Annotated in this window: 17 protein-coding genes, 1 tRNA gene, 2 pseudogenes and 1 riboswitch; of the genes and pseudogenes, 12 read left to right on the top strand and 8 right to left on the bottom strand. The window is 71.2% G+C overall.

Annotation, left to right across the window (positions count from 1 at the left end; translation table 11 throughout):
* The first annotated feature begins 21 nt into the window (after positions 1-21).
* Both ACZ4QV_RS05025 and ACZ4QV_RS05020 read left to right on the top strand, forming a co-directional pair.
* Positions 22-2,655: pseudogene (locus tag ACZ4QV_RS05025) on the top strand (phosphoribosyltransferase).
* Entirely contained in the window at positions 2,652-3,473 is an 822-nt protein-coding gene (locus ACZ4QV_RS05020; protein ID WP_467762589.1) for an HAD family hydrolase, read from the top strand. The pseudogene ACZ4QV_RS05025 and the gene ACZ4QV_RS05020 overlap by 4 nt, the downstream one beginning before the upstream one ends.
* On the opposite strand, the gene ACZ4QV_RS05015 is transcribed toward ACZ4QV_RS05020, so the two are convergent.
* Positions 3,436-4,065, bottom strand: coding sequence for a DedA family protein (locus ACZ4QV_RS05015; RefSeq protein ID WP_467762588.1), 630 nt, complete (start codon positions 4,063-4,065; stop codon positions 3,436-3,438). The two genes, ACZ4QV_RS05020 and ACZ4QV_RS05015, sit on opposite strands and share 38 nt — an antisense overlap.
* Before the next feature lie 108 nt (positions 4,066-4,173).
* On the opposite strand from ACZ4QV_RS05015, the gene ACZ4QV_RS05010 reads away from it, so the two are divergent.
* Genes ACZ4QV_RS05010 through ACZ4QV_RS05000 form a run of 3 tightly spaced genes read left to right on the top strand, consistent with a single transcriptional unit; the run spans position 4,174 to position 6,626 of the window.
* Entirely contained in the window at positions 4,174-5,310 is a 1,137-nt protein-coding gene (locus ACZ4QV_RS05010; protein WP_361145215.1) for a sensor histidine kinase, read from the top strand.
* A complete protein-coding gene (locus tag ACZ4QV_RS05005; RefSeq protein ID WP_361143724.1) occupies positions 5,301-5,957 on the top strand; it encodes a response regulator transcription factor in 657 nt (218 codons plus the stop codon). The genes ACZ4QV_RS05010 and ACZ4QV_RS05005 overlap by 10 nt, the downstream gene beginning before the upstream one ends.
* A 9-nt stretch (positions 5,958-5,966) precedes the next feature.
* Positions 5,967-6,626, top strand: coding sequence for an O-methyltransferase (locus ACZ4QV_RS05000; protein ID WP_361586581.1), 660 nt, complete (start codon positions 5,967-5,969; stop codon positions 6,624-6,626).
* A gap of 246 nt (positions 6,627-6,872) precedes the next feature.
* On the opposite strand, the gene ACZ4QV_RS04995 is transcribed toward ACZ4QV_RS05000, so the two are convergent.
* The 4 genes from ACZ4QV_RS04995 to ACZ4QV_RS04980 form a co-directional block, all read right to left on the bottom strand.
* A complete protein-coding gene (locus ACZ4QV_RS04995; RefSeq protein ID WP_361143719.1) occupies positions 6,873-7,091 on the bottom strand; it encodes an FmdB family zinc ribbon protein in 219 nt (72 codons plus the stop codon).
* Between the two features lie 293 nt (positions 7,092-7,384).
* Positions 7,385-8,530, bottom strand: coding sequence for a galactonate dehydratase (dgoD, locus tag ACZ4QV_RS04990; protein ID WP_467762587.1), 1,146 nt, complete (start codon positions 8,528-8,530; stop codon positions 7,385-7,387).
* A gap of 164 nt (positions 8,531-8,694) precedes the next feature.
* Positions 8,695-9,342: a DUF4383 domain-containing protein gene (locus ACZ4QV_RS04985; RefSeq protein WP_361143715.1), complete on the bottom strand. Its 648-nt coding sequence runs from the start codon at positions 9,340-9,342 to the stop codon at positions 8,695-8,697.
* Positions 9,343-9,693: 351 nt separating this feature from the next.
* Positions 9,694-11,088 (bottom strand): hypothetical protein, encoded by a 1,395-nt coding sequence (locus tag ACZ4QV_RS04980; RefSeq protein ID WP_467762586.1) that lies wholly within the window; start codon positions 11,086-11,088, stop codon positions 9,694-9,696.
* A gap of 177 nt (positions 11,089-11,265) precedes the next feature.
* On the opposite strand from ACZ4QV_RS04980, the gene ACZ4QV_RS04975 reads away from it, so the two are divergent.
* The 4 genes from ACZ4QV_RS04975 (at position 11,266) to ACZ4QV_RS04960 (ending at position 13,388) form a co-directional block, all read left to right on the top strand.
* Positions 11,266-11,340: transfer RNA gene (locus ACZ4QV_RS04975), tRNA-Val, on the top strand.
* 309 nt (positions 11,341-11,649) lie between these two features.
* Positions 11,650-11,916 (top strand): hypothetical protein, encoded by a 267-nt coding sequence (locus ACZ4QV_RS04970; RefSeq protein ID WP_361143676.1) that lies wholly within the window; start codon positions 11,650-11,652, stop codon positions 11,914-11,916.
* 319 nt (positions 11,917-12,235) lie between these two features.
* Positions 12,236-12,787 (top strand): DoxX family protein, encoded by a 552-nt coding sequence (locus ACZ4QV_RS04965; protein WP_361143673.1) that lies wholly within the window; start codon positions 12,236-12,238, stop codon positions 12,785-12,787.
* Between the two features lie 100 nt (positions 12,788-12,887).
* Complete coding sequence (locus ACZ4QV_RS04960; RefSeq protein ID WP_361143670.1) at positions 12,888-13,388, top strand: VOC family protein; 501 nt, start codon at positions 12,888-12,890, stop codon at positions 13,386-13,388.
* Positions 13,389-13,556: 168 nt separating this feature from the next.
* On the opposite strand, the gene nicT is transcribed toward ACZ4QV_RS04960, so the two are convergent.
* The gene (gene nicT / locus ACZ4QV_RS04955) at positions 13,557-14,801 is read right to left on the bottom strand and encodes a Nickel transporter NicT (protein ID WP_467762695.1); all 1,245 of its coding nucleotides are present in this window, start codon (positions 14,799-14,801) and stop codon (positions 13,557-13,559) included.
* Positions 14,800-15,012: riboswitch (cobalamin riboswitch) on the bottom strand. It overlaps the preceding gene by 2 nt.
* Positions 15,013-15,273: 261 nt before the next feature.
* Between nicT and ACZ4QV_RS04950 the strand changes: the two genes are divergently transcribed.
* The 3 genes from ACZ4QV_RS04950 (at position 15,274) to ACZ4QV_RS04940 (ending at position 18,586) form a co-directional block, all read left to right on the top strand.
* Positions 15,274-16,386, top strand: a complete 1,113-nt coding sequence (locus ACZ4QV_RS04950) for an ABC transporter substrate-binding protein (RefSeq protein ID WP_361619083.1) — start codon at positions 15,274-15,276, stop codon at positions 16,384-16,386.
* Positions 16,386-17,651 (top strand): FecCD family ABC transporter permease, encoded by a 1,266-nt coding sequence (locus ACZ4QV_RS04945; RefSeq protein WP_361619079.1) that lies wholly within the window; start codon positions 16,386-16,388, stop codon positions 17,649-17,651. The genes ACZ4QV_RS04950 and ACZ4QV_RS04945 overlap by 1 nt, the downstream gene beginning before the upstream one ends.
* A gap of 65 nt (positions 17,652-17,716) precedes the next feature.
* Positions 17,717-18,586, top strand: coding sequence for an ABC transporter ATP-binding protein (locus ACZ4QV_RS04940; RefSeq protein WP_467762694.1), 870 nt, complete (start codon positions 17,717-17,719; stop codon positions 18,584-18,586).
* On the opposite strand, the gene ACZ4QV_RS04935 is transcribed toward ACZ4QV_RS04940, so the two are convergent.
* A complete protein-coding gene (locus tag ACZ4QV_RS04935; protein WP_467762585.1) occupies positions 18,472-19,563 on the bottom strand; it encodes an L-tyrosine/L-tryptophan isonitrile synthase family protein in 1,092 nt (363 codons plus the stop codon). The genes ACZ4QV_RS04940 and ACZ4QV_RS04935 overlap by 115 nt on opposite strands.
* 251 nt (positions 19,564-19,814) lie before the next feature.
* Positions 19,815-21,053 (bottom strand): annotated as a pseudogene (locus tag ACZ4QV_RS04930) (cytochrome P450 family protein); the annotation flags it as partial.
* Positions 21,054-21,078: the final 25 nt, after the last annotated feature.

Genomic DNA, 21,078 nt, shown 5'->3' with positions numbered 1-21,078 from the left:
ACGTCCAGGAAGCAACGGACGATGACGACGGCGGAAGAGACGAAGGAGACGGGCACAGTGGTGTGGACGGGAGAGTGGGTCGCCCAGCGGCTCGGAGTCTCGCTGAGCGGCGGGCCGGAGCTGCCCAGGCTGCTCGGGCTGGCGTTGCGGCGCAATCCCAAGCGGGCGCACCTGCTCGTGTCGAACGTGCTCGGCAAGCACGTACCGCAGCGGCCGGACACGGTCTACGGCGCGGGTCTCGGGCTCGGACGCCAGGTCCGTGAACTGCTCGGCGACACCGAGGCGGCGCGCGCCGTCGTCCTGGGATACGCCGAGACCGCCACGGGACTCGGGCACAGCGTGGCCGACGGTCTGGCCCTCGCGCCCTATCTGCACTCCACACGGCGGCCGGTCGCGGGGGTCGAGCAGGCGGGCGGCTTCGAGGAGGAACACAGTCACGCGACCTCGCACCTGCTGCTCCCGGAGGACCCGGCGCTGCTGGCCGGCGACGGCCCCCTGGTCCTCGTCGACGACGAGTTCTCCACCGGCCGCACGGTCCTGAACACCATCAAGGCGCTGCACGCCCGCTTCCCCCGCGAGCGGTACGTCGTCGTCGCCCTGGTCGACATGCGCTCGGACACGGACCGCGGCCGGCTGCGGAAGTTCGCCGCAGACCTCGGGGCACGGGTCGACCTCATCGCCCTGGCCGCCGGCGGCGTACAACTCCCGGCCGACGTCCTCGAACGCGGCCAAGCCCTCGTAGCCGCCCATCAGCACACGACGCCCACGCCCGTGCCGATGCCCGCGAGCCGGGCTTCGGGGGCCCCGGCGGCCGGCGCCGGGGAGGGCAGCAGTGCCAGTGGCGAGAGCGGGAGCAGCCGTGAGGCCGGGGACGCAGCCTCGGACACGCCCGTGGCCCCGAGCGGCCCGGTGCAAGCCGTGCGGATCGACCTGGACTGGCCGGAGGGCGTTCCGGATGGCGGGCGCCACGGCTTCACCGCAGCCCACCGGTCCCGCCTGGAGACGGCGCTGCCCGGCATGGCCACCCGGATCGCCGATGGCCTCACCGGCGCCCGCCGGGTACTGGTCCTCGGCAACGAAGAGCTGATGTACGCGCCGCTGCGCCTCGCCGGAGCCCTGGAGGCCAGTACATCGGCCGAGGTGTACTTCTCGACCACCACCCGCTCCCCGGTCCTCGCCGTGGACGACCCGGGCTACGCCATACGTACCCGGTTGGCCTTCCCCGCCCACGACCGGCCGGCTGACGGACCGGGGGAGCGGTACGCGTACAACGTCGCGGCCGGCGCGGACCCGCAGCGGCGCTTCGACGCGGTCGTCGCCGTCACCGACTCGCACGGCGACACCCCGGAACTCCACGGCGCCGACGGCCTCCTGGGCCGACTCGCCGAGCACACCGACCGGCTGCTCCTCGCCGTCATCCCTTCCTACACACCGGCGGGCACGCTGCCGCAGACGCCGGAGCCCACCCCGAAGCACACGTCCCACGCCACGCGACGACAGGTCTGACCGATGCCCCTCCCCGAGCCGCTGCGCGGCCCCGCCTTCTCCTCCTACGCCCCCGACGAGGTCGGCTGGCTGCTCCAGGATCTGTCCTCGATCACCCTCGAAGCGCCGACGGAGGAGCGCGAGGAAGCGATACAGGCAGGTGGCGCCCACTATGCCGAGTCGCTGCCCGTCGAATACCAGCCGAGCGAGCAGTACCAGGCGCTGTTCCACAGTGCGTTGGAGGCCTCTGCCGGCCGCATCGCGCGGGCGGTCGGTGCCGTCACCGAAACGGTGATCGCCGAGCGCTCCGCCCGTCCGGTACTGGTCTCGCTGGCCCGCGCCGGCACCCCGGTGGGCGTTCTGATGCGCCGCTGGGCCCTGCACGCTCACGGGCTCGACCTGCCGCACTACGCGGTCTCGATCGTGCGCGGTCGTGGCATCGACACCACCGCACTGCGCTGGCTCGCCGCCCACCACGATCCGGCGGACATCGTCTTCGTCGACGGCTGGACGGGCAAGGGCGCCATCACCCGGGAACTGGCCCAGGCGCTGAGCGACTTCCCCGGCTTCGACCCGCGGATCGCGGTCCTCGCCGATCCCGGCGGCTGCGTGGACACCTACGGCACCCGCGACGACTTCCTCATCCCCTCGGCGTGCCTCAACTCGACCGTCTCCGGTCTGATCTCGCGCACCGTACTCCGCGACGATCTCGTCGGGCCCGACGACTTCCACGGCGCCAAGTTCTACCGTGACCTCGCGCCGGCCGACCTTTCGCGGGTGCTCGTCGACACCGTCGCGGCGCGGTTCGACGAAGTCGCCGACCAGGTCGCCGTCGACGTGAAGGAACTGGCTGCGGCCGACCGGACACCCACCTGGGCGGGCTGGGCCGCGGTCGAGCGGATCAGTGAGGCGTACGGTATCCACGACGTCAACCTTGTCAAGCCGGGTGTCGGTGAGACCACGCGGGTACTGCTCCGGCGCGTCCCCTGGAAGATTCTTGCCCGGCGCGGCGCCGGAACGGATCTCGATCATGTGCGTCTCCTGGCTGAACAGCGGGGCGTCCCCGTCGAAGAGGTCGACGAACTCCCCTACACCTGTGTCGGACTGATCCACCCCCGCTTCACGCGGGACGCGACGGGTGCGGACGGCAAGGCGGTGACCGCGCCGTGAGCACGATCGTCGCCAGCGACCTGGACCGCACCCTCATCTATTCGGCCGCCGCACTGGACCTGGCCGTGCCCGACGCCGAGGCGCCCCGCCTGCTCTGCGTCGAGGTCTACGAGCACCGGCCGCTCTCCTACATGACGGAGACGGCGGCGGAGCTGCTCGCCGTTCTCGCCGACGCCACCACGTTCGTCCCCACGACCACGCGCACGCGTGAGCAGTACGGGCGTATCCACCTCCCTGGCCCCGCACCGAGGTTCGCCATCTGCGCGAACGGCGGACACCTGCTCGTCGACGGAGAGTCCGACCCGAGCTGGCAGCGCACCGTCGCCGCCCGGCTGAGCGCGGAGTGCGCATCGCTCGACGAGGTCCGTACGCACCTGCTGCGGACCGCCGACCCGGCCTGGTTGCTCAAGGAACGCGTGGCCGAGGGCCTCTTCGCCTACCTCGTCGTCGAGCGCTCGCTGCTGCCGCAGACCTGGGTCAAGGAACTCGCCGAGTGGGCGGACGCCCGCGGCTGGACCGTCTCGCTCCAGGGGCGGAAGGTCTACGCCGTGCCGAAGCCGCTCACCAAGAGCGCCGCCGTCGCCGAAGTCGTCCGCCGGACCGGTGCCTCGCAGGTCCTCGCCGCCGGCGACTCGTTGCTGGACGCCGACCTGCTGCTGGCCGCAGACCGCGGGTGGCGTCCCGGCCACGGGGAGCTGGCGGACTCCGGGTGGAACGTTCCCCACGTCACCGCGCTGGACGCGCGCGGAGCCGTGGCGGGCGAGGAGATCCTGCGGGCGTTCACCCGCGGCGTCGCTGCCCCCGTCCACTCCTGCTGAGCCGTACGACGAGGAAGGCCAGGACCGCCAGCACGGCGGCCACCAGCACCACTTTCGAGTACGCGTCCACATAGCCGGTCACCTCCTCCCAGTTCTCGCCGAGCGCGTAGCCGGCGAGGACGAAGATCGCATTCCAGATCAGACTGCCGAGAGTGGTCAGGACGAGAAAGGCCGGTAACGACATCCGCTCGATACCGGCCGGGACCGATATCAGGCTGCGGAAGATCGGCACCATCCGGCCGAAGAAGACCGCCTTGTTGCCGTGCCGCTCGAACCAGCGCTCCGTCTTCTCGATGTCGGAGACCTTGACCAGCGGCAGCTTGGCCGCCATCGCGAGCATCCGGTCCCGGCCGAGCAGCGCGCCCACGCCGTAGAGAGCCAGGGCCCCGAGTACCGATCCGAGCGTCGTCCACAGCAGAGCGGAGAACAGAGTCATCCGGCCCTGGCCCGCCGCGAAGCCCGCCAGGGGCAGGATCAACTCGCTGGGCAGGGGCGGGAAGAGATTCTCGGCGGCGATGGCCAGGCCGGCGCCTGGTGCGCCGAGCGTGTCCATGAGCCCGGTGATCCAGCTGGTTTCCGCGTGTTCGTTCATGCTTCGACGCTAGAAATCCGCGGGCGGCGGCACATTGCGGAAAACCGCACGGAACACTGCGGTTTTCCGCAGTGCGGCGGTGTCGTCGCAGCCACTAGCGTTTCGATCATGCGGGGGATGGCACGGCGCGGGATGCGCCTCACGGTCGGATTGTTGGTCGGCGCGGGCACGGTGGCGGTCGAGCTGCCGTTCATCGTGCTCTCGGGGCTCGCGTTGCTCTGCGTTTTCGTCTGGCCGCGCGGGAGACGCAAGGTGCTCGCGCCGGTGATGGCCGTGGCCCGGTGGCTCATCGAGTCGGCGCGCCGCCGTCTGCGGTTCGGCGGCGCCGACTTCGCCTACGGGTACGACGACGAGCGTGCGCTCAAATACCTCGCGGTCCGCTGGCTCTTGGGACTTCTCGGCGCGGGTGTGGTCTTCGCCGCGCTCACGGGGGCGACCATAGTCCTCTGGGCGTCGACGGTATGGACGTTCACCCATGTCGAGCATCCGGTCGACGTCGCGGAGACCGGCGTGGGCGCCCTGTTCCTGCTCTTCCTCAGTCTGCAGGCGGTGTTCGGGGTGGCGGCCCTGGAAGCCCGGCTGGCGCGGCACTTCCTCGGCCCCACACACGAGAGAGATCTGAAACGCCGGGTCGCCGAACTGGCCTCCAGCCGAGCCGGGGTCGTCGCCGCGGTCAACGACGAACGCCGTCGCATCGAGCGCGACCTGCACGACGGCGTCCAACAGAGACTGGTGGCCCTCGGAATGCTGCTCGGCCGTGCGGTGCGCAGCAAGGACGAGGCCCATGCGGTCGAACTGCTCCGACAGGCCCACGCCGAAAGCCGCCAGGCCCTGACCGAGTTGCGCGAGGTCGCCTGGCGCATCTATCCGACGGTGTTGGACGAAGCAGGTTTGCAGGCCGCTCTGGAAACCGTCGCGGAGCGTTCCGCGGTCCCGGTCCGGCTGACCTGTCGTCTCACCCAGGAGCCCGAGACCGCCGTGGCGACCGTCGCCTACTTCGTCGTCTCCGAGGCGGTGACCAACGCGGTGAAACACTCGTGCGCGGAAGGGATAACCGTCATTGTCGGCCGGGACGAGAACATGCTGTCCGTCCGGATCCAGGACGACGGCTGGGGCGGTGCGAATGCCTCGGGAAGCGGGCTGGTCGGGTTGGCACGCCGGGTCGCCGCCCTGGACGGCCGGTTACGGGTGGACAGCCCGATCGGCGGACCGACCACGATCACCGCGGAGTTGCCGTGCGCGTAGTACTTGCCGACGATTCGACCCTGCTGAGGGAAGGCCTGGTGCGCCTGCTGACGGAAGAGGACCACGAGGTGACAGCCGCGGTCGCGGACGCCGCCGAACTGATGACCGTGCTGGAGCGCGCGCCGGCGGAGCAGCGGCCCGATGTGGTGGTCGTGGACGTACGGATGCCTCCTACGCACACGGACGAGGGACTGCGGGCGGCGGTGCAGATCCGTGAGCGTTGGCCGGATGTCGGTGTGCTGGTCCTCTCGCAGTACGTCGAGCGGCGGTACGCCACCGAACTGCTGACCGAGGACAGTGAAGGCGTCGGCTACCTGCTCAAGGACAGAGTCGTACAGGTGGACGAGTTCTTGGACGCGCTGGAGCGGGTCGGCTCCGGCAAAGCGGCCTTCGACTCGGAGGTCGTACGCGTCCTGTTCTCTCGTAGCAGCCGCACCGATCCGCTGAACTCGCTCACGGCTCGTGAGCGTGAGGTGCTCGCCCAGATGGCCGAAGGCCACACCAACGCTGCCATCGCCGGGAGGCTGCACATTTCACAGAGCGCGGTGGAGAAGCACACCAACGCGATCTTCGACAAGCTCGGTCTGGCGGGCACTTCGGGCTACTCTCGCCGCGTTCTGGCCGTTCTGCGCTATCTGGGTGCCTGAGGAGGACCGGTGACCAAGAGCAAATCCACCGCGATCACGGAGGAGCTGTACGACTACGTCCTCGCGCACAATCCGCCGCTGGACGCCGTTCAGCGGAAGTTGGTGGAGACCACCTACCAGCGTTTCCCCGACGAGGCGCAGATGCAGTCGGCACAGGAGCAAGGCCCGCTGCTGGCCTTTCTGGCCCGTCTGTGCGGTGCACGCCGCATCGTGGAGGTCGGCACCTTCACCGGCTTCTCCACCCTGGCGATGGCGCAGGCCCTGCCTCCGGACGGTGAGCTGATCTCCTGCGACGTGTCCGAGGAATGGACGGCATACGGCCGTGAAGCGTGGGAGAGAGCCGGTGTGGCGGACCGGATCGACCTGCGCATCGCACCGGCACTGGACACCCTGCGGGCGATGCCCGCCGAGCCGCACATCGACTTCGCCTACCTGGACGCGGACAAGGGCAACTACATTCCCTACTGGGACGAGTTGGTGCCGCGCCTGCGGCCGGGTGGGTTGATCGCCGCGGACAACGTCCTCTTCGGCGGCACCGTCACCGACCCGCAGGTGAAAGGCGCAGCCGCGGCGATCCGGGAGTTCAACGACCACGTCATGGCGGACCAGCGGGTAGAGGCGGTGATACTCACTGTGGCAGACGGACTGACGGTGGCACGCAAACTGTGATCGCCGGGTGCGGGTGCGGGTGCGGGTGCGGGTGCGGGCTCCGGGCGGATGTGGCGAACCGGCGCCGGGCCCTGGGCGCAGGGAGGTGGGCTCAGCGCGAGGCCCGCGGTGCCTGGACCCCTGGAGCCGAGCTGAGGCCGAGGCAGGCACCCGGGCCCCGGAGCGACCATCGGCAAGCCGAAGCCATCGGCGGCACCGGTGTGCTGTCGGTGCCGCCGGTACCTCTGGAACTACCGGTGACCGGTGTTAACCGCAGCACCCGCCTCCGCAGCAGCCACCACCTGAGCCGCCGCCGGGGGCCGGAGCAGGAGAGGCGGCCGCGCCGCCGACGGCGACCGTGGAAAGCAGCTTGACCGTGTCCTCGTGCCCGTCCGGGCAGGCGGCCGGGGCGGAGGACTCGGCCATCGGGCGGCTCAGCTCGAAGGTCGAGCCGCAGGAACGGCAGCGGTATTCGTAACGAGGCATGGTGACAGATTAGCTCGCGAGTGGGGGAGAGGGGGCGGGTCGTGGGGAGGTAGCGGTCCGGGGCAACGTACGGCGGTGCCGCGAGGTGTGCCGAGACAGCTCAGTTCGGCCCGGGAGGGGGCGCTCTTCCAGTCAACGGGCGAGGCGATCGCGAAGGCGCCGGTCGGCACGGCCCGTTCGAGCGGTGGGCCTGTGCCTCTCTGGCGCGCGCGGTGGTGCGCGTGCTGGTGCGTGCGCTGATGAGTCGTTGATGTGTCCTCGTGCGGCTTGTCGGTCGGGGGCGTGGTTGTCGGTCACCACTCGGCGAACGAACCGTCCGCGTGACGCCAGACCGGGTTGCGCCAGGCGTGCCCCTGCCGGTCGGCGGCTCGTACGGCGGGCTCGTCGACCGCCACGCCCAGCCCTGGGCGGTCGGTGCGCAGGAGAAAACCGTCGTGGAAACGGAAGGGTTCCGGGTCGGCCACGTAGTCGAGCAGTTCGGCGTCCTGGTGGTAGTGGATGCCGATGGATTGTTCCTGGATGAGGAAGTTGGGGGTGGTGAAGGCGACCTGAAGGCTGGCGGCGAGGGCGACCGGGCCGAGGGGGCAGTGCGGGGCGAGCTGGGCTCCGTACGTCTCCGCGAGGGCGGCGATCCGGCGCAGTTCGGAGATGCCGCCCGCGTGCGAGATGTCCGGCTGGAGGATGGCGACACCGGCTTGGAGAGGAGCGAGGAACTCCTGGCGGGTGAAGAGCCGCTCGCCCAGGGCGAGCGGGATGCTGGAGGCGTTGACCAGGTCGGGAAGTGCGTGCGGGTAGTCGCAGAGCACGGGTTCCTCGACGAACATCGGTGCGTGCTCGGCCAGCAGAGGAAGGAGGCGGCGCGCGTTGGCGGGGGAGACCCGGCCGTGGAAGTCCAGGCCGAAGTCCCGTTCATCGCCCAGCACGTCACGGGCGGTCTCGGCCCGACGCAGGCAGGCGCGTACTTCCGCGCGGGTGGCGACCGGCGACATCCGTCCGCAGCCGTTCATCTTGACGGCGGTGAAGCCCGCCTCGACCTGGGCGGTCAGTGCGTCCCGGATCTCGTGCGGTTCGTCGCCTCCGACCCAGGCGTATGCGCGGACGCGGTCCCGTACGGGGCCGCCGAGGAGTTGGTGGACGGGCACGCCGTACTGCTTGCCCTTGATGTCCCACAGGGCCTGGTCCAGCCCGGCGACCGCGGAGGAGAGTACCGGGCCGCCGCGGTAGAAGCCGCCCTTCGTCATGACCTGCCAGTGGTCCTCGATACGCGACGGATCTTGACCGAGGAGGTACTCGGACAGGACCTCGACAGCGGCGCGTACCGGTTCCGCGCGGCCCTCGACCACCGGCTCACCCCAGCCGACGAGGCCGTCGTCGGTCTCCACGCGGACGAACATCCAGCGTGGGATAGCCAGGAACGTTTCGACACGGCTGATCTTCACAGGCCGCCGCCTTTCCTCTGATCGTGGCTGGTCAGAGGCTGGCATGCGAGGCGGGGGTTATCAATCGGTGGGCGGGTGGGTGGGAGGTCGGGGCGCGAGGGAGAGGGAAGGAGATCCAGGGAGGGGAGGCCGGAGATTCGGTGGTGCCACCCGGGCTGGCCTTGTCATACGGCGCGTCTGCGGTGTTTCGGGCGGCGGTGGCGGCCACCTGTAGGGGGCTCGTGCCGTGGTGACACATGAGCGCCGGTACGGGGCGGGGGCGGGACAGGGCGCCGGGGCTGTCGCTGCGCCGCTTCCGGGTGCCGGGCGCGCCAGTACGGGTTGTCGTGCGGCAGGCCGCCGGAGACCCGTCCGTACATGCCGAAGACCAGCAGCATCAGGCCGACGAGGAAGCTGAACAGGACGTTCTGGATGCGGAAGGCCAGGTAGTTGAAGCCGGTCTCCAGGATGGCGAGGTTGATGAAGCCGCTCAGCAGGAAGGCCACTCCGAGCACGATGTTGAGCGTGGAGGCGAGGTTTCCGCCGATCACCATGCCCCCGAAGAGGACCAGTCCCACGATGATCGACAGCACGCTCAGCGCACCGTTGGTGTTCAGGCCCGCGACGGTGTCGCCGCCCGTGTCGAAGAATCCGATCTTGTCGATCAGTCCGAGAATGCCGAAGGCGACGAGAACCAACCCCATCAAACCGGCGCCGAAGCGGTACACCGTGCTGAGCCGGTGATCGACGGGCAGATGTTCGTCGAGCCGTGTGTGCCGCACTTTGCCGCGCAGCGTCCGGGTGGGCCCGTGCAGAGCCTGGCCAGCGTCCATGTTCCGGCCTCCTTAGCGCGATGAACCGCCTGGGCCGTGCCTGACACCAGCATCCGCCTGAACCGGGCGTAACGCCATAGCGGCAGGTCATGGGGGTGGGAGGGGAGGACGGGAGGATCCGCCGGAGCGATGGGGTGGGGCGCTGGCGTGCCGGTGGGCCCGGCGTGTCGGCGTGCCGGCGTACTTGCCTGCTGGTGGGCCGGTGAGCCGCGTGTGAAGGGTTGAGCGCGGACCCCGGAGGCCGGAGGGCTGGGGGGGAGAGCTGAGGCGGGAGAGCCGGGGCGGCAGGCGCCGACGTCGGGCAGCTTTCTGCCGCCCTGTTTCCTGCCGACCGTCCGGACCGTAGCCGACTCAGCCCGCTGCGCCGCCGCCCCGTTCGTCGCGGATCTCCTGGACGACGCGGGACGCGGTCTGCCGTACCGCCTCCGTCTCGGTCAGGAAGTGCCACCAGTCCGGGTGCCGCCCCTCCAGACCGGCGATCGCGCGCTCCAGACGTGCCACCGCATCGTCCAGCGGCCGTGCGTGCCGCGGGTCGGGCGTGCTGCGTCCGGCCATCGCCAGACGCTGCGCGTCCCGTACGGCGAAGCGCGTACGCTCGACCTCCTTCTCGCGGTCGAAGGACACCTCGTCCAGCCGCCGCAGCCGGTCGCCGGCCGCCGAGACGGCCTCGTCGGTGGTGTTCAGCAGGGCCCGCACGGTCGCCAGCAGGCTCGTGGCGTCGGCCCATTGCTGCTCGTCCCGCGCCCGCTGCGCCTCCCGCACCTTGCTCTCGGCCTGCGCGACGGCGTCCGCGGCCTGGTCCGGCACATGCTGGAGGTCCTGCCAGCAGGCAGCGCTGTACCGCCGCCGCAATTCGCTCAGTACGGGGTCGACCTTGCTCGCCCGCGTCGTGATGGCCTGCGCCCGGGTCCGCAGCGACACCAGCCGCTTGTCGATCTCCGCGGCCTTCTCGGGCAGCCGCTCCGCCTCGGTCCGTACGGACTCGGCCTGGCGCAGTACGTCGTCGGCGCGCCGGATCGTCTCCTGCACGCCGTGCTGACCGGCGCCCTGGTTCAACTTGGTCAGCTCGGGCGACAGGGCGGCCAGCCGGGCCGCCAGATCGTCGGCCTTGAAGTCCTGCGCCCGGACGGCGTCCAGCGCGTTGCTCGCCGCGAGCAGGGCCTGCCGCGCCCGTTCCACCGCCGGTGCGAGCCGTGCCAACTGCGTTTCCGCGGTCTGCAGCAGCGGGCCGAGCCCCTGCGCGAACCGGTCGAGGTCGGCCTTGACCCGCTCCAGCTCCTCCTTGGCCCGGGTCAGGTCGGCGCGGGCCCGTGAGGCGGCACCGGCGTCGAGATCGTCCCGGTCGAGATCGTGGGCGTCGACAGCGCTGATGTAGCCCTGGCTGACCTCGTCGATCCGCCGCCCGAAGTTCTCGTAGTCCTTCGCGGCCCGTACGGCCGCCGGCGAACTGTCGACCGCCGTGATCGTCTCTATGGAGATCCGCAGGTCGCGCTGTGCCGTGTCCAGCTCGTAGAACGCCGCAGCCGCGGCATCCTTCGCGGCCTGCGCGTCCGCCCGCTGGCTCTCCCCGCGCCCGAACCAGCGCCGCGTACCGCCACCGGCGAACGCGGCCGGCGCCGCGGCGGCCAGCAAAGGAAGCGGCAGAAGGAGCAGAGCCATCGTGTCCCGGAACGCGCCCCCGCGGGGGCGACGGCGTACTGCACGGCGTGCTCGCTGCTCGTGCGGCTGCGTGTGTGTCGCCGTCACATCCCTCTCCCGATCGCATCGCCCCAGGCCCGGCTGCCATTCTCCCACCCAGTGAGAACGAATACAGCGGCCGGTTGGTTCGCGATCTCGGGGGCTGGTTCCCCGGCCCGCCGCCGGAGCTGAGGCCCCTGGTTTGTGAAGCAGCCCAGGAAGCAAGGTAGTCTGTCGGTCCAGCCAGGGCGCATAGCTCAGCGGTAGAGCGCTGCTCTTACAAAGCAGATGTCACAGGTTCAAATCCTGTTGTGCCCACCAGCGCGAAGACCCCCCGTCGATCTTGACGGGGGGTCTTCGGCATTTGGGGTTGACGTCGATGTTGCTGGTCGGACGGTGTTTGGATGTCGCGAGCCGGGGCGGTGCGCCGGCTTTGCCGTGTGGTGCGTCGCGGACGCCGGGCGGCTCGTCAAGCCTGGCGCGGTTGTTCCGTACGTCAACGCCACGACCAGCGACGCTGGTTCGGTGAGTATCGGTGGGCGCGCTTCCGTGCAGCTCTCCGGCAATGGGGCCGGCATGGTGCGGTGCGGCCGACATGCGTGGTGGGCGGTCTCGGTGCACGCTGAAAGCATGGCTGAGCATCCGCCGGTGATCGTCCACCCGCCCTCCTCGTCCGGTGGGCGGCGGGTCACTGTCCACGGGCAGATCGTCGGGCTGGCGCACGGGCGTGGTGATGTCGCCGAGTTCCTGCGGCATGCGGGGCTGGCGCCGGATGCCGAGGACATCGACCTGGACACTCCGGGGCTCGTCGAGTGGCGCGGTGGGGACAAGGACACGTGGGCGGTTGCGGAGGGGTGGGGAGAGGGCGGCAGAGGTGGGCGAGGGGGAGGGGGATGAGGAGGAAGAGGGAGATGAGGGGGGAGGGGAGGGAAAGGAGGGGTGGGCGGTGTTGGGGAGTGGTTTTTCTGGGGGTGGGGTGGGGTGGGTCTTGGTGTGGATGCGGTGTGTGGTGGGGGTGTGGGGGGTAGGTTTAAGGGTTACGCATCGTGTGGGGTGGCGTTCGGAGGGTGAGGGGTGGGGGTGTTGTTTCACTTTCAAGTGATGTGTATCGTCGGTGTGTGACTTGAAGTTTCAAGTACTTCCGTCGGGGCGGCGTCGGTCCTCCCGTAGGGCACGCCGGTCCGGACGGACCAGACAGACAGAAATGAGCGCTCGCATGTCCTCCCCCCTCAGCCCCCTTCGCGACTACGGCAGCGGCGTCGACGACCGCCATGCCGCGACCCCGCACGCGTACGACATCGGTCTGTTGGTTCTGCGGCTCGCGGTCGGCCTGACCATGGCTGCGCACGGTGCGCAGAAGCTGTTCGGCTGGTTCAGCGGACCGGGGCTGGACGGAACCGGACAGTTCTTCACGGCCAGCGGCTACCCGGCCGGCAAGGCCATGGCCGTGGTGGCGGGCCTCAGCGAGACGTTGGGCGGCCTCGGGCTGGTCCTCGGGCTGCTGACGCCGCTGGCGGGCGCGGCGGTCGTCGGGACGATGGTGAACGCGCTGGCGGTGAAGTGGGGCGGCGGCTTCTTCGCGCCCGAGGGCGTCGAGTACGAGCTGCTGCTCACGGCGGGCGCGGGAGCCCTGGCACTGACCGGCCCCGGCCGGTACGCGGTCGACCGGCTGCTCCCGGTCCTGCGCAACCACCGCCTTGCGTACGGGGTGGCCGCCCTGGTGTTCGGCGTGATCGTCGCGTTCGTGATGCTGCTGGTGCGCGACTGATTCCTGGCGAGCCGGGTGGAGCCGGGGGAGCCGAGTGTGGCATGACGTGATGTGCCGTGAAGTGATGGGTGCGGGGAGAAGCGGAAGGTGAGGGATTGACGTGGCAGTGCGGCGGCTGAATCACGCGGTGCTCTACGTACGGGACGTGGCGCGCGCTGTGGCCTTCTACACGGAAACGCTGGGGTTCCGGGTGGACACCGAGATACCGGGGAGGGCCGCGTTCCTCAGCGCCGAGGGGACCGCCAACGATCACGATCTCGGACTGTTCGCGGTCGGCGCCGGTGCGCCGGGCCCCGAGCACGGCCGGGTGGGGCTCTACCACCTGGCCTGGGAGGTCGGCACCCTCGGGGAGCTGGCGGACGTGGCGGCGGACCTGGCGGGGCGGGGCGCGCTGGTCGGCGCCACCGACCACTTGGTGTCCAAGTCGCTGTACGCCAAGGACCCGGACGGCAACGAGTTCGAGGTCATGTGGCGGGTGCCCCGTACGGACTGGCCGGGCCCGGACGAACCGGACCGGCTGCGCCCGCTCGACCTCGAAGCCGAGCTGGCGCGCTGGGGCCGTGATCTGAAGACGGGCGCGGCGGCCGGTTCGGCGACCTGAGGCAGGGCGGGAGCAGTCACCGCCCCACCCTGCCGGTGGAGGGTGGGGCGGCGGCCGACCCTGCCGATGGCGGGTGGGGGCGGTGGCCCGGCCCCCACTGATGAAGGGCGGGGCGGGGAGCGGACAGACCGGGTCCGGTAGGTCGGGCCCGGTAGGTCGGGCGACGGGTCAGGCGGTCTCCCCGGCCGTCTCCGGGGCCCGTGCGGCCTCCGGGGCCCCGGTCGCCTCGGTGGCCCGCGCCGACCAGCGCTTCTCCACCCCGGCCAGCCGCCAGTACGCCAGCGCCGCCGCCCAGACCACCACGAACAGGCCGACGATGATGAAGCCCACGTTGTCCAGGTCGATCGCCGAGATCCAGCCGGTCACGCCGTCCGTCAGGTTCAGCTTCTCGTGCAGGACGGTGACCAGTTCGATGGTCCCGATGAAGAAGGCGACGGCGATCGACAGACCGGTGATCGTGAGGTTGTAGTAGACCTTGCGCACCGGGTTCGAGAACGCCCACTGGTACGCGAAGTTCATGAACGTACCGTCCAGCGTGTCGAACAGGCTCATCCCCGCCGCGAACAGCAGCGGCAGCACCAGGATCGCGTACCAGGGCAGACCGGCCGCCGCGCCGCTGCCCGCCATCACCATCAGCGTCACCTCGGTCGCGGTGTCGAAGCCGAGACCGAAGAGCAGGCCGAGCGGGTACATCTGGCCGGGCCGGGTGATGGAGCGGGTGAAGCGGCCCAGTACGCGGTTCATGAAGCCGCGGGAGTCGAGGTGCTGCTCCAGCTCCGCCTCGTCGTACCGGCCCTGCCGCATCGCCCGGAACACCCGCCAGATGCCCGCCAGCGCGACGAGATTGAGCGCGGCGATGAGGTAGAGGAAGCTGCCGGAGACCGTGGTGCCCACGGTGCCGAGCACCTGGTGGGCACTCGATCCGTCGTCGAGCAGGGTGCCGGCCAGTTGCGCGCCGCCGGCGACCAGCGCCGCCATGGCGACGACCACGCTGGAGTGCCCGAGCGCGAACCAGAAGCCCACCGAGACCGGGCGTTTGCCGTCGGCCATCAGTTTGCGGGTGGTGTTGTCGATGGCGGCGATGTGGTCGGCGTCGAAGGCATGCCGCATACCGAGGGTGTACGCGGTGACGCCGAGACCGACCCCGAAGACCTGCGACCCGACGGCGTAGTGCTGCGGCACGACCAGCAGGAAGAGCACACCGAAGGCGATGACGTGCAGGGCGGCTATGACCGCCATCAGCCCGGCGGTCCGCACGGTGTCCTGCCGCCGCCAGCGGAACGCGGAAGCGGACGGCGGGGACGGCGAAGTGGAGGGGGAGGGGGAGGGGGGAGAAGACGGGGACGGTGAAGGGGAAGGGGAATTGGCGGACGGGGGCATCCGGTGGTCACGCTCCAGCACCTCGTGGATCAGTTCGTGAGATGCCGTGGCCGGTCTCCTGGCTGACGGGTGTGCGCGCCCGCCCCTGCCTTCCCGGTCGCGGGCTGCGGCCAGTGGCTCCGTACGGGCGCGGGGCGCGTACGGAACGGGGCGGGAACTTCCCGATCACAGTGGCGAGGGCCGCTCCGGTCTGGACCTGACGGTCTTCACCGGTCTTCCCGACACCACGGCCCGCACACTCTAACGCCCGGCCGCGGTGTGGTCATCGGACCAATACGGCGGGAACCCGGGGCGCCGTCCGCTCGACTACCTGGTCCCGGGCCCGCACGCGCGGGCCCTCGGGCGGTCGAGAGGCAGGGAGAGCGGACGTATGCGTCCTCGGATGGATCTGGTGGAGCCGGTGGCCGGGAGCCGGCCGGTGCTGAAGGGCCGGTCGGTGTCGAAGGGCCGGTCCGTGTCGGGAGACCGGGCAGCGCCGGAAGGTCGGTCGGCTTGGGAAGGCCGGATGGTGCCGGAAGGTCGGTCGGCGTGGCGAGGCCGGTCGGTGGCGGCGATCGTGGGGGTGCTGGGGGTGGCCGCGCTGGCCACCGGCTGCGGTAGTTCCGGCGGGCAGACGGCGGCGGACGCCGCGGACGGGCGGGGCGGCGGAGCGGGTGGCTTTCCCGCCACGGTCACCGATTGCGAGGGGCGGCGGACGACGTTTTCCGAGGCGCCGCGAAAGATTGTCACGAGCAATGCGGCGAGCCTGGAAATGCTGCTCCGGCTGGGAGCGGGCGACCGGGTCGTCGGTACCGGATTCCCGCCGGGGAAAGGCACGTTGCCTCCCGAACTGGACGCCCGCGCGCAACGCGTCCCGGTGCTGGGGAAGACGGTGATCCCGAAGGAGAAGCTGCTCGGGTCCGGAGCCGATGTCTATATCGACACGTTCGCGTCCATGGGCATGATGGGCGGCGCGGCGACCGGTCCGACCGAGGAGGAATTCGCCGCGGCGGGCATCAAGCACGTCTATCTGGCTTCTACGGCGTGTGCGCCGCGCAAGAAGGTGCCGCAGCGGGACCTGTCCGCGGTGGAAGCCGACATCCGGCGGCTCGGTCAGGTCACGGGTACCTCGCACCGTGCGGGGCGACTGGTGGCGGAGATGGAGAAGAAGGTTTCCTCGGTACGTGCGGCCCTTGCCGACGTGCCTGCGGCGAAGCGGCCGTCGTACTTCTTCTTCGACTTCGACGCGGGGACGAAACAGCCCGTGGCGGTCTGCAACCGGCAGGTGGCCAACGCGGTGCTGACCGAAGCGGGGGCGCGGAACATCTTCGCGGACTGCGCGAGCGATTTCCAGCCGGTGTCGTGGGAGGACGTGGTCGCGAAGAACCCGGACTGGATCCAGCTCGGCGTACGGAACCGGGGAAGTGCCGCGGCCACCGGGAAGGCATTCGACGAAGCTGAGAAGTTCCTCAAGGAATTCCCGGCCACGGCGGGACTGCGCGCGGTGCGGGAAGGGAAATTCCTGCGTATCGGCTCGGAGCAGACGACCATCGCCGGGGTGGGCAATGCCGATACGGTGCGGCGGATCGCGGCGACGCTCTACCCGGACCGCCTGGCCGAGCCCGGAGCGGACCGCTGATGGCAGCGCCGGGCGCGAGGCGGGAGGCCGTCGAGCAGGCTCCGGGGCCGGACCTCGGGCGAGCCGTCGGGCAGGACGACGGGCGGGCCGGAAGAGCCGAGGAACGGCGGGCTGGAGGAGCTGAGGGAGGACGGGCCGGAGGTGCCGCGGAATGGCGGGTCGGAGGTGCTGAGGAAGGGCGGGTCGGAGGTGCCGAGGGAAGGGGGCCCGGCCAGGCCCGTGCCGTCTGGCTCGCTCTCGGGCTGCTGGTCGCCCTGCTCGTCGCGCTGACCGCGGCCGTCGCACTCGGTGCCACCGACATCGCCCCGGCCGAGGTGTGGTCGGTGGTGTTCCGGCGCCTGGGGGGCGAGCCGCCCCGGCCGGGGACGGACGACCTGATCGTCTGGCAGTTGCGGGTCCCGAGGGCGCTGCTCGCCGCGCTGGTCGGCGCGGGCCTCGGGCTCGTCGGTACGGCCACCCAGGCGCTGGTGCGCAACCCGCTGGCGGATCCGTACCTGCTGGGCATCTCCAACGGCGCTTCGCTGGGCGCGGTGGCCGCGATCGTGCTGGGCGCGGGCACCGTGGCGGGGGCGGGCGGGGTGTTCGGGCTGGGCGGGGGCCTGGGGTTGTCGTCGGCCGCCTTCGCCGGGGCGCTCGCCTCGTTCGCGCTGGTGTGGACGCTGGCCCGCCGGGGCGGCGGCTTCGCGCCGCTGCGGTTGGTGCTGGCCGGGGTCGGCATCGGGCAGTTCCTGGCCGGGTTCACCAGTTACCTCGTACTGCAGGCCGGTGACGAGCAGCAGACGCGCGGCGTGCTGTTCTGGCTGATGGGCAGCCTGGGCGGCGCCACTTGGGGCACGCTCCTGCTGCCGGCCGTCACCGTACCGGCCGGGCTGCTGGTCCTCCAGGCGCGGGCCCGCGCGCTGAACGCGCTGACGATGGGGGACGAGACGGCGGCGAGCGTCGGCGTGGACGTCGTGCGGCTGCGCCGGCTGCTGTTCGTGGTGACCAGCCTGCTCACCGGTGTCCTGGTGTCGGTGTCCGGGGCGGTCGCCTTCGTGGGGCTGATGGTGCCGCACCTGTGCCGGCTGATCGTCGGGGGCGACCACCGCAGGCTGCTGCCGCTGGCCGCGCTGACCGGGGCGCTCCTGCTGATCGTGGTGGACATCGTGTGCCGTACCGCCATGGACGGCCAGGAACTGCCGGTGGGCGTGGTGACGGCGCTGATCGGCGCGCCCGTACTGCTGTACGTGCTGGACCGGCGGCTGGGATCGGGAGCGGGAGCATGAGTGCGAGGAGGGGCACCGGCACGGCCGGCGGAGGAGTACGTACGGAAGCGGCCACGGGGCAGGGCATGCGGATCGACATCGAGGACCTGCGGGTGTCCTACGCCGGCCGGTGCGTGGTGGCTGGGGTGCGGCTGATGGCCGCGCCCGGTGAGATCGCGGGTGTGGTCGGCCCGAACGGCAGCGGCAAGTCCACGGTGCTGCGTACGGTCTACCGGCATCTGAACCCCGAAGCGGGCCGGGTGCTGCTCGCCGGGGAGGACATCCGGGCCATGCCGCCGTCGCGCACCGCCCGGCACATCGCCGCCCTGCCCCAGGAACGCGGCGGCGACTTCGAACTCACCGTCCACGAGGTGGTGGCGATGGGCCGCACCCCGTACAAGCGGGCGTTCGCGGGCGACGACCGGGCCGACCGGGAGACCGTGGCCCGCGCCCTGGCCGACGTGGGGCTGGCGGAGCACGGCGGGCGGCGGTTCTCGGCGCTCTCCGGCGGGGAGCGGCAGCGTGCCCTGCTCGCCCGCGCCTTCGCCCAGGCACCGGACGTCCTCGTCCTGGACGAACCGACGAACCACCTGGACGTACGGCACCAGGTCGAGCTGCTGAGCCTGCTGCGCGGCCGGGCCTGTACGACGCTCGTCTCCCTGCACGACCTGAACGCGGCGGCCTCGGTCTGCGACCGGCTCCATGTGCTTTCCGAAGGGACGGTGGTGGCGTCCGGTGCGCCGCGCGAGGTGCTGACACCGGAGCTGCTGGCCGAGGTGTTCGGGGTACGGGCGGCGGTGGTCGACCACCCGCTGACGGGGGACCCGCTGATCGCCCTCGATCAGCGTGCAGTCGCAGGTGCCGTCGTGGATACAGAGGCAGAGGCAGAGGCAGAGGCAGAGGCAGAGGCAGAGGCAGATGCGGTTGCGGATGCCGTTGTGGGGCAGGGGAGCTGAGCCATGGCCGTCGTCCGAGCCGGTGCCGGCCGCCCGGCCTCGTTCACGTCCTGCACGTAATGGCTCGGGCGGCCGTCCCGGTGGACGAGCCGTCCGAGCCGCGCCGCGTCAGCCGCGCGCATCAGCCGTACACCGCCGTCCGCGTCGCGCAGCACGCAGGCGTGCCACGGCGTCATCCACACGTCGGGCGCGTCGAGCAGGCGGATGCCGAACTTCGCCGTGCCGGGCGGCTGCGGATGGATGGACAGCCGGACGGCGTCCGGATGGTGCTCGGCGATCAGCGCACCCCAGGCGCGGCTGCGCTGGACGACTCCGTAGGCGCGGGTGCGGCAGGCACGTTGCAGGGCGGAGCGGGTGCCTTCGAAGCCGGTGGTGTCCTCGAACAGGAAGCGGGTGATGCCGCGGTAGACGCGAAGCGTTTCGCCGCCGTCGGCGGCCGGGTTCCGGGTTTCGGCGCGCAGCGAGTCCAGGGAGGGCGCGTACCGGCTGTGCACCTCGGCGCGTTTGGCGTCGCAGGGCCGGTCCCCGTAGACGTCCCGCAGGTCGAAGGTGGTGAGGTGGGACAGCCCGGCCGTACGGATCATGGCGCGCAGCGCGTCGTTGTACGCGTCGACGTGCGGGTCCGGGACGCCGATCAGATCGCTGAAGAGGTGTCCGTCGGAGCAGATGACGAGCCGCGCGCCCGGCGCGTACAGCTCCCCGATCCGGGCGCACAGTTGGTCCAGGAAGCGCAGGGCGAGGCGTTCACCCTCGTCGGGGAGCCGGCCGACGACCTTGGCCGGGTTGGGGGATTTGCAGGGGAAGCCGGGGAGGGTGAAGCGGATCGGGCGGCGGGCCGCCGTCAGGGCTTCCAGTTGTCGTAGGTGGTACGGGAAATGGGCCGCGGTGGCCGCTCGGTCCGCGGCCGTCGCCTCCGGGGTGCGGCGGTGCGGGAGGAGGGCGGTGAGGATGGCGGCCGCTGCCGCCGTGCTGTTCATCGGGCTTCCTCGGGAGCGGGAGCGGGAGCGGGTGCGGGTGCCGGGACGGGTGCGGGTGCGGCGACGGGGTCAGCGGCGACAACAGTGTCCACCGTGGCGGCGGATACGGCGGTGCCGAAGGGGCAACCGCGAGCAGCACCCGAGCTTGCCGCCGGGGAACTCTCCGCCGACGACCGCCCCGTTGGGGAATCCGCCGCCCGGGACCGAGCCGCGGGGGAACTCCCCGCCGCAGGCCGCCCGGCGGAGGGCCCGCCGTACGCCACCGGAAGCTCGCCGACTCCCCGCGCGAGCACCGCCGGTATCCAGTTCAGTTCGCTGTCCGGTACGGCCAGGCGGAGACCCGGCAGGCGACGGAGCAGCGTCTCCAGGGCGATGTGCAGTTCGGTACGGGCCAGGGTGGCGCCCGGACAGAAATGGATGCCGTGGCCGAAGGCGAGGTGGGGGTTGGGGGACCGGCCGAGGTCCAGGGTGTCGGGTGTGGGGAAGCGGGCGGGGTCGCGGTTGGCCGCGCACAGCGAGACGATCACGGAGTCGCCGGCCGGAACCCGGGTGCCGGACACGTCCGCGTCCTCGGCGAGGAAGCGCCAGGTCGTCAGCTCGAAAGCGCTGTCGTAGCGGAGCAGTTCCTCGACGGCGCGGGGGAGGAACGCGGGGTCGTCGCGGAGTGCGGCGAGGTGGTGCGGGTGGCGCAGCAGGGCGATCAGGGCCGTCGTGATCTGATGGGTGACGGGTTCCTGGCCGGCGACGAGGAGTTGGAAGATCATGGAGTCCAGTTCGGCGCCGTCCAGGGCCCCTTCGTCGTGGGCCGCGACGAGACGGGAGAGCAGGTCGGTGCCGCGTTCTCGCCGCTTGTGGCCCACCAGACCGGCGATGTACTTCTGTAGGCCGCGCAGCCTCGTTTCATAGGCCGGGCGGCCGGGGTCCGCCGGGCCGACGGGCTGGACGACCTTGCCCCAGTCCCGGTCGAAGCGTCCGGTGAACTCTTCCGGCAGGCCGATGACCTCGGCGAGTACGAGAAAGGGGAAGCGGGCGGCGAACGACGCGACGAGGTCGGTGGTGCCGCCGCGCTCCCGGCTCCCGGCCGGCGGCAACTCGTCCAGCAGCGCGTCCGCCAGTGCCGCGAAGCGCGGACGGAGTGCCGCGACGCGCCGGGGCGCGAAAGTGTCGGTGATCAGTCGGCGGAGGGCGGTGTGCCGGGGTGGGTCCTGGTGCAGCAGATGCACCTGGAGCTGGGAGTGCTGCGGCTCCGGCATGATCGAGGCGCGGGCGCGCCAGGCCGCGTTGCCCCGGGAGTGGTGTTTGCCGAGCCGGGAGTCGTTCAGTGCCCGGTGAGCGGCTTCGTATCCGGTGACGAGCCAGGCACATACACCGCTCGGGAACCGGACGCGGTGGACCGGGCCGCGCTCGCGCAACTCGGTGTAGAGGGGGTACGGATCACGCTTGTAGCTCTCTCCGTACAGCGGGATCGGTTCGGGTTCGGGAAGAGGCATGGGTGGGTGCTCCTCAGAGGTGGGC

Source organism: Streptomyces sp. NPDC026394, from assembly GCF_055567735.1.
The sequence above is the reverse complement of the archived record's forward strand: the minus strand, read 5'-3'. Positions and strand labels throughout refer to the sequence as shown.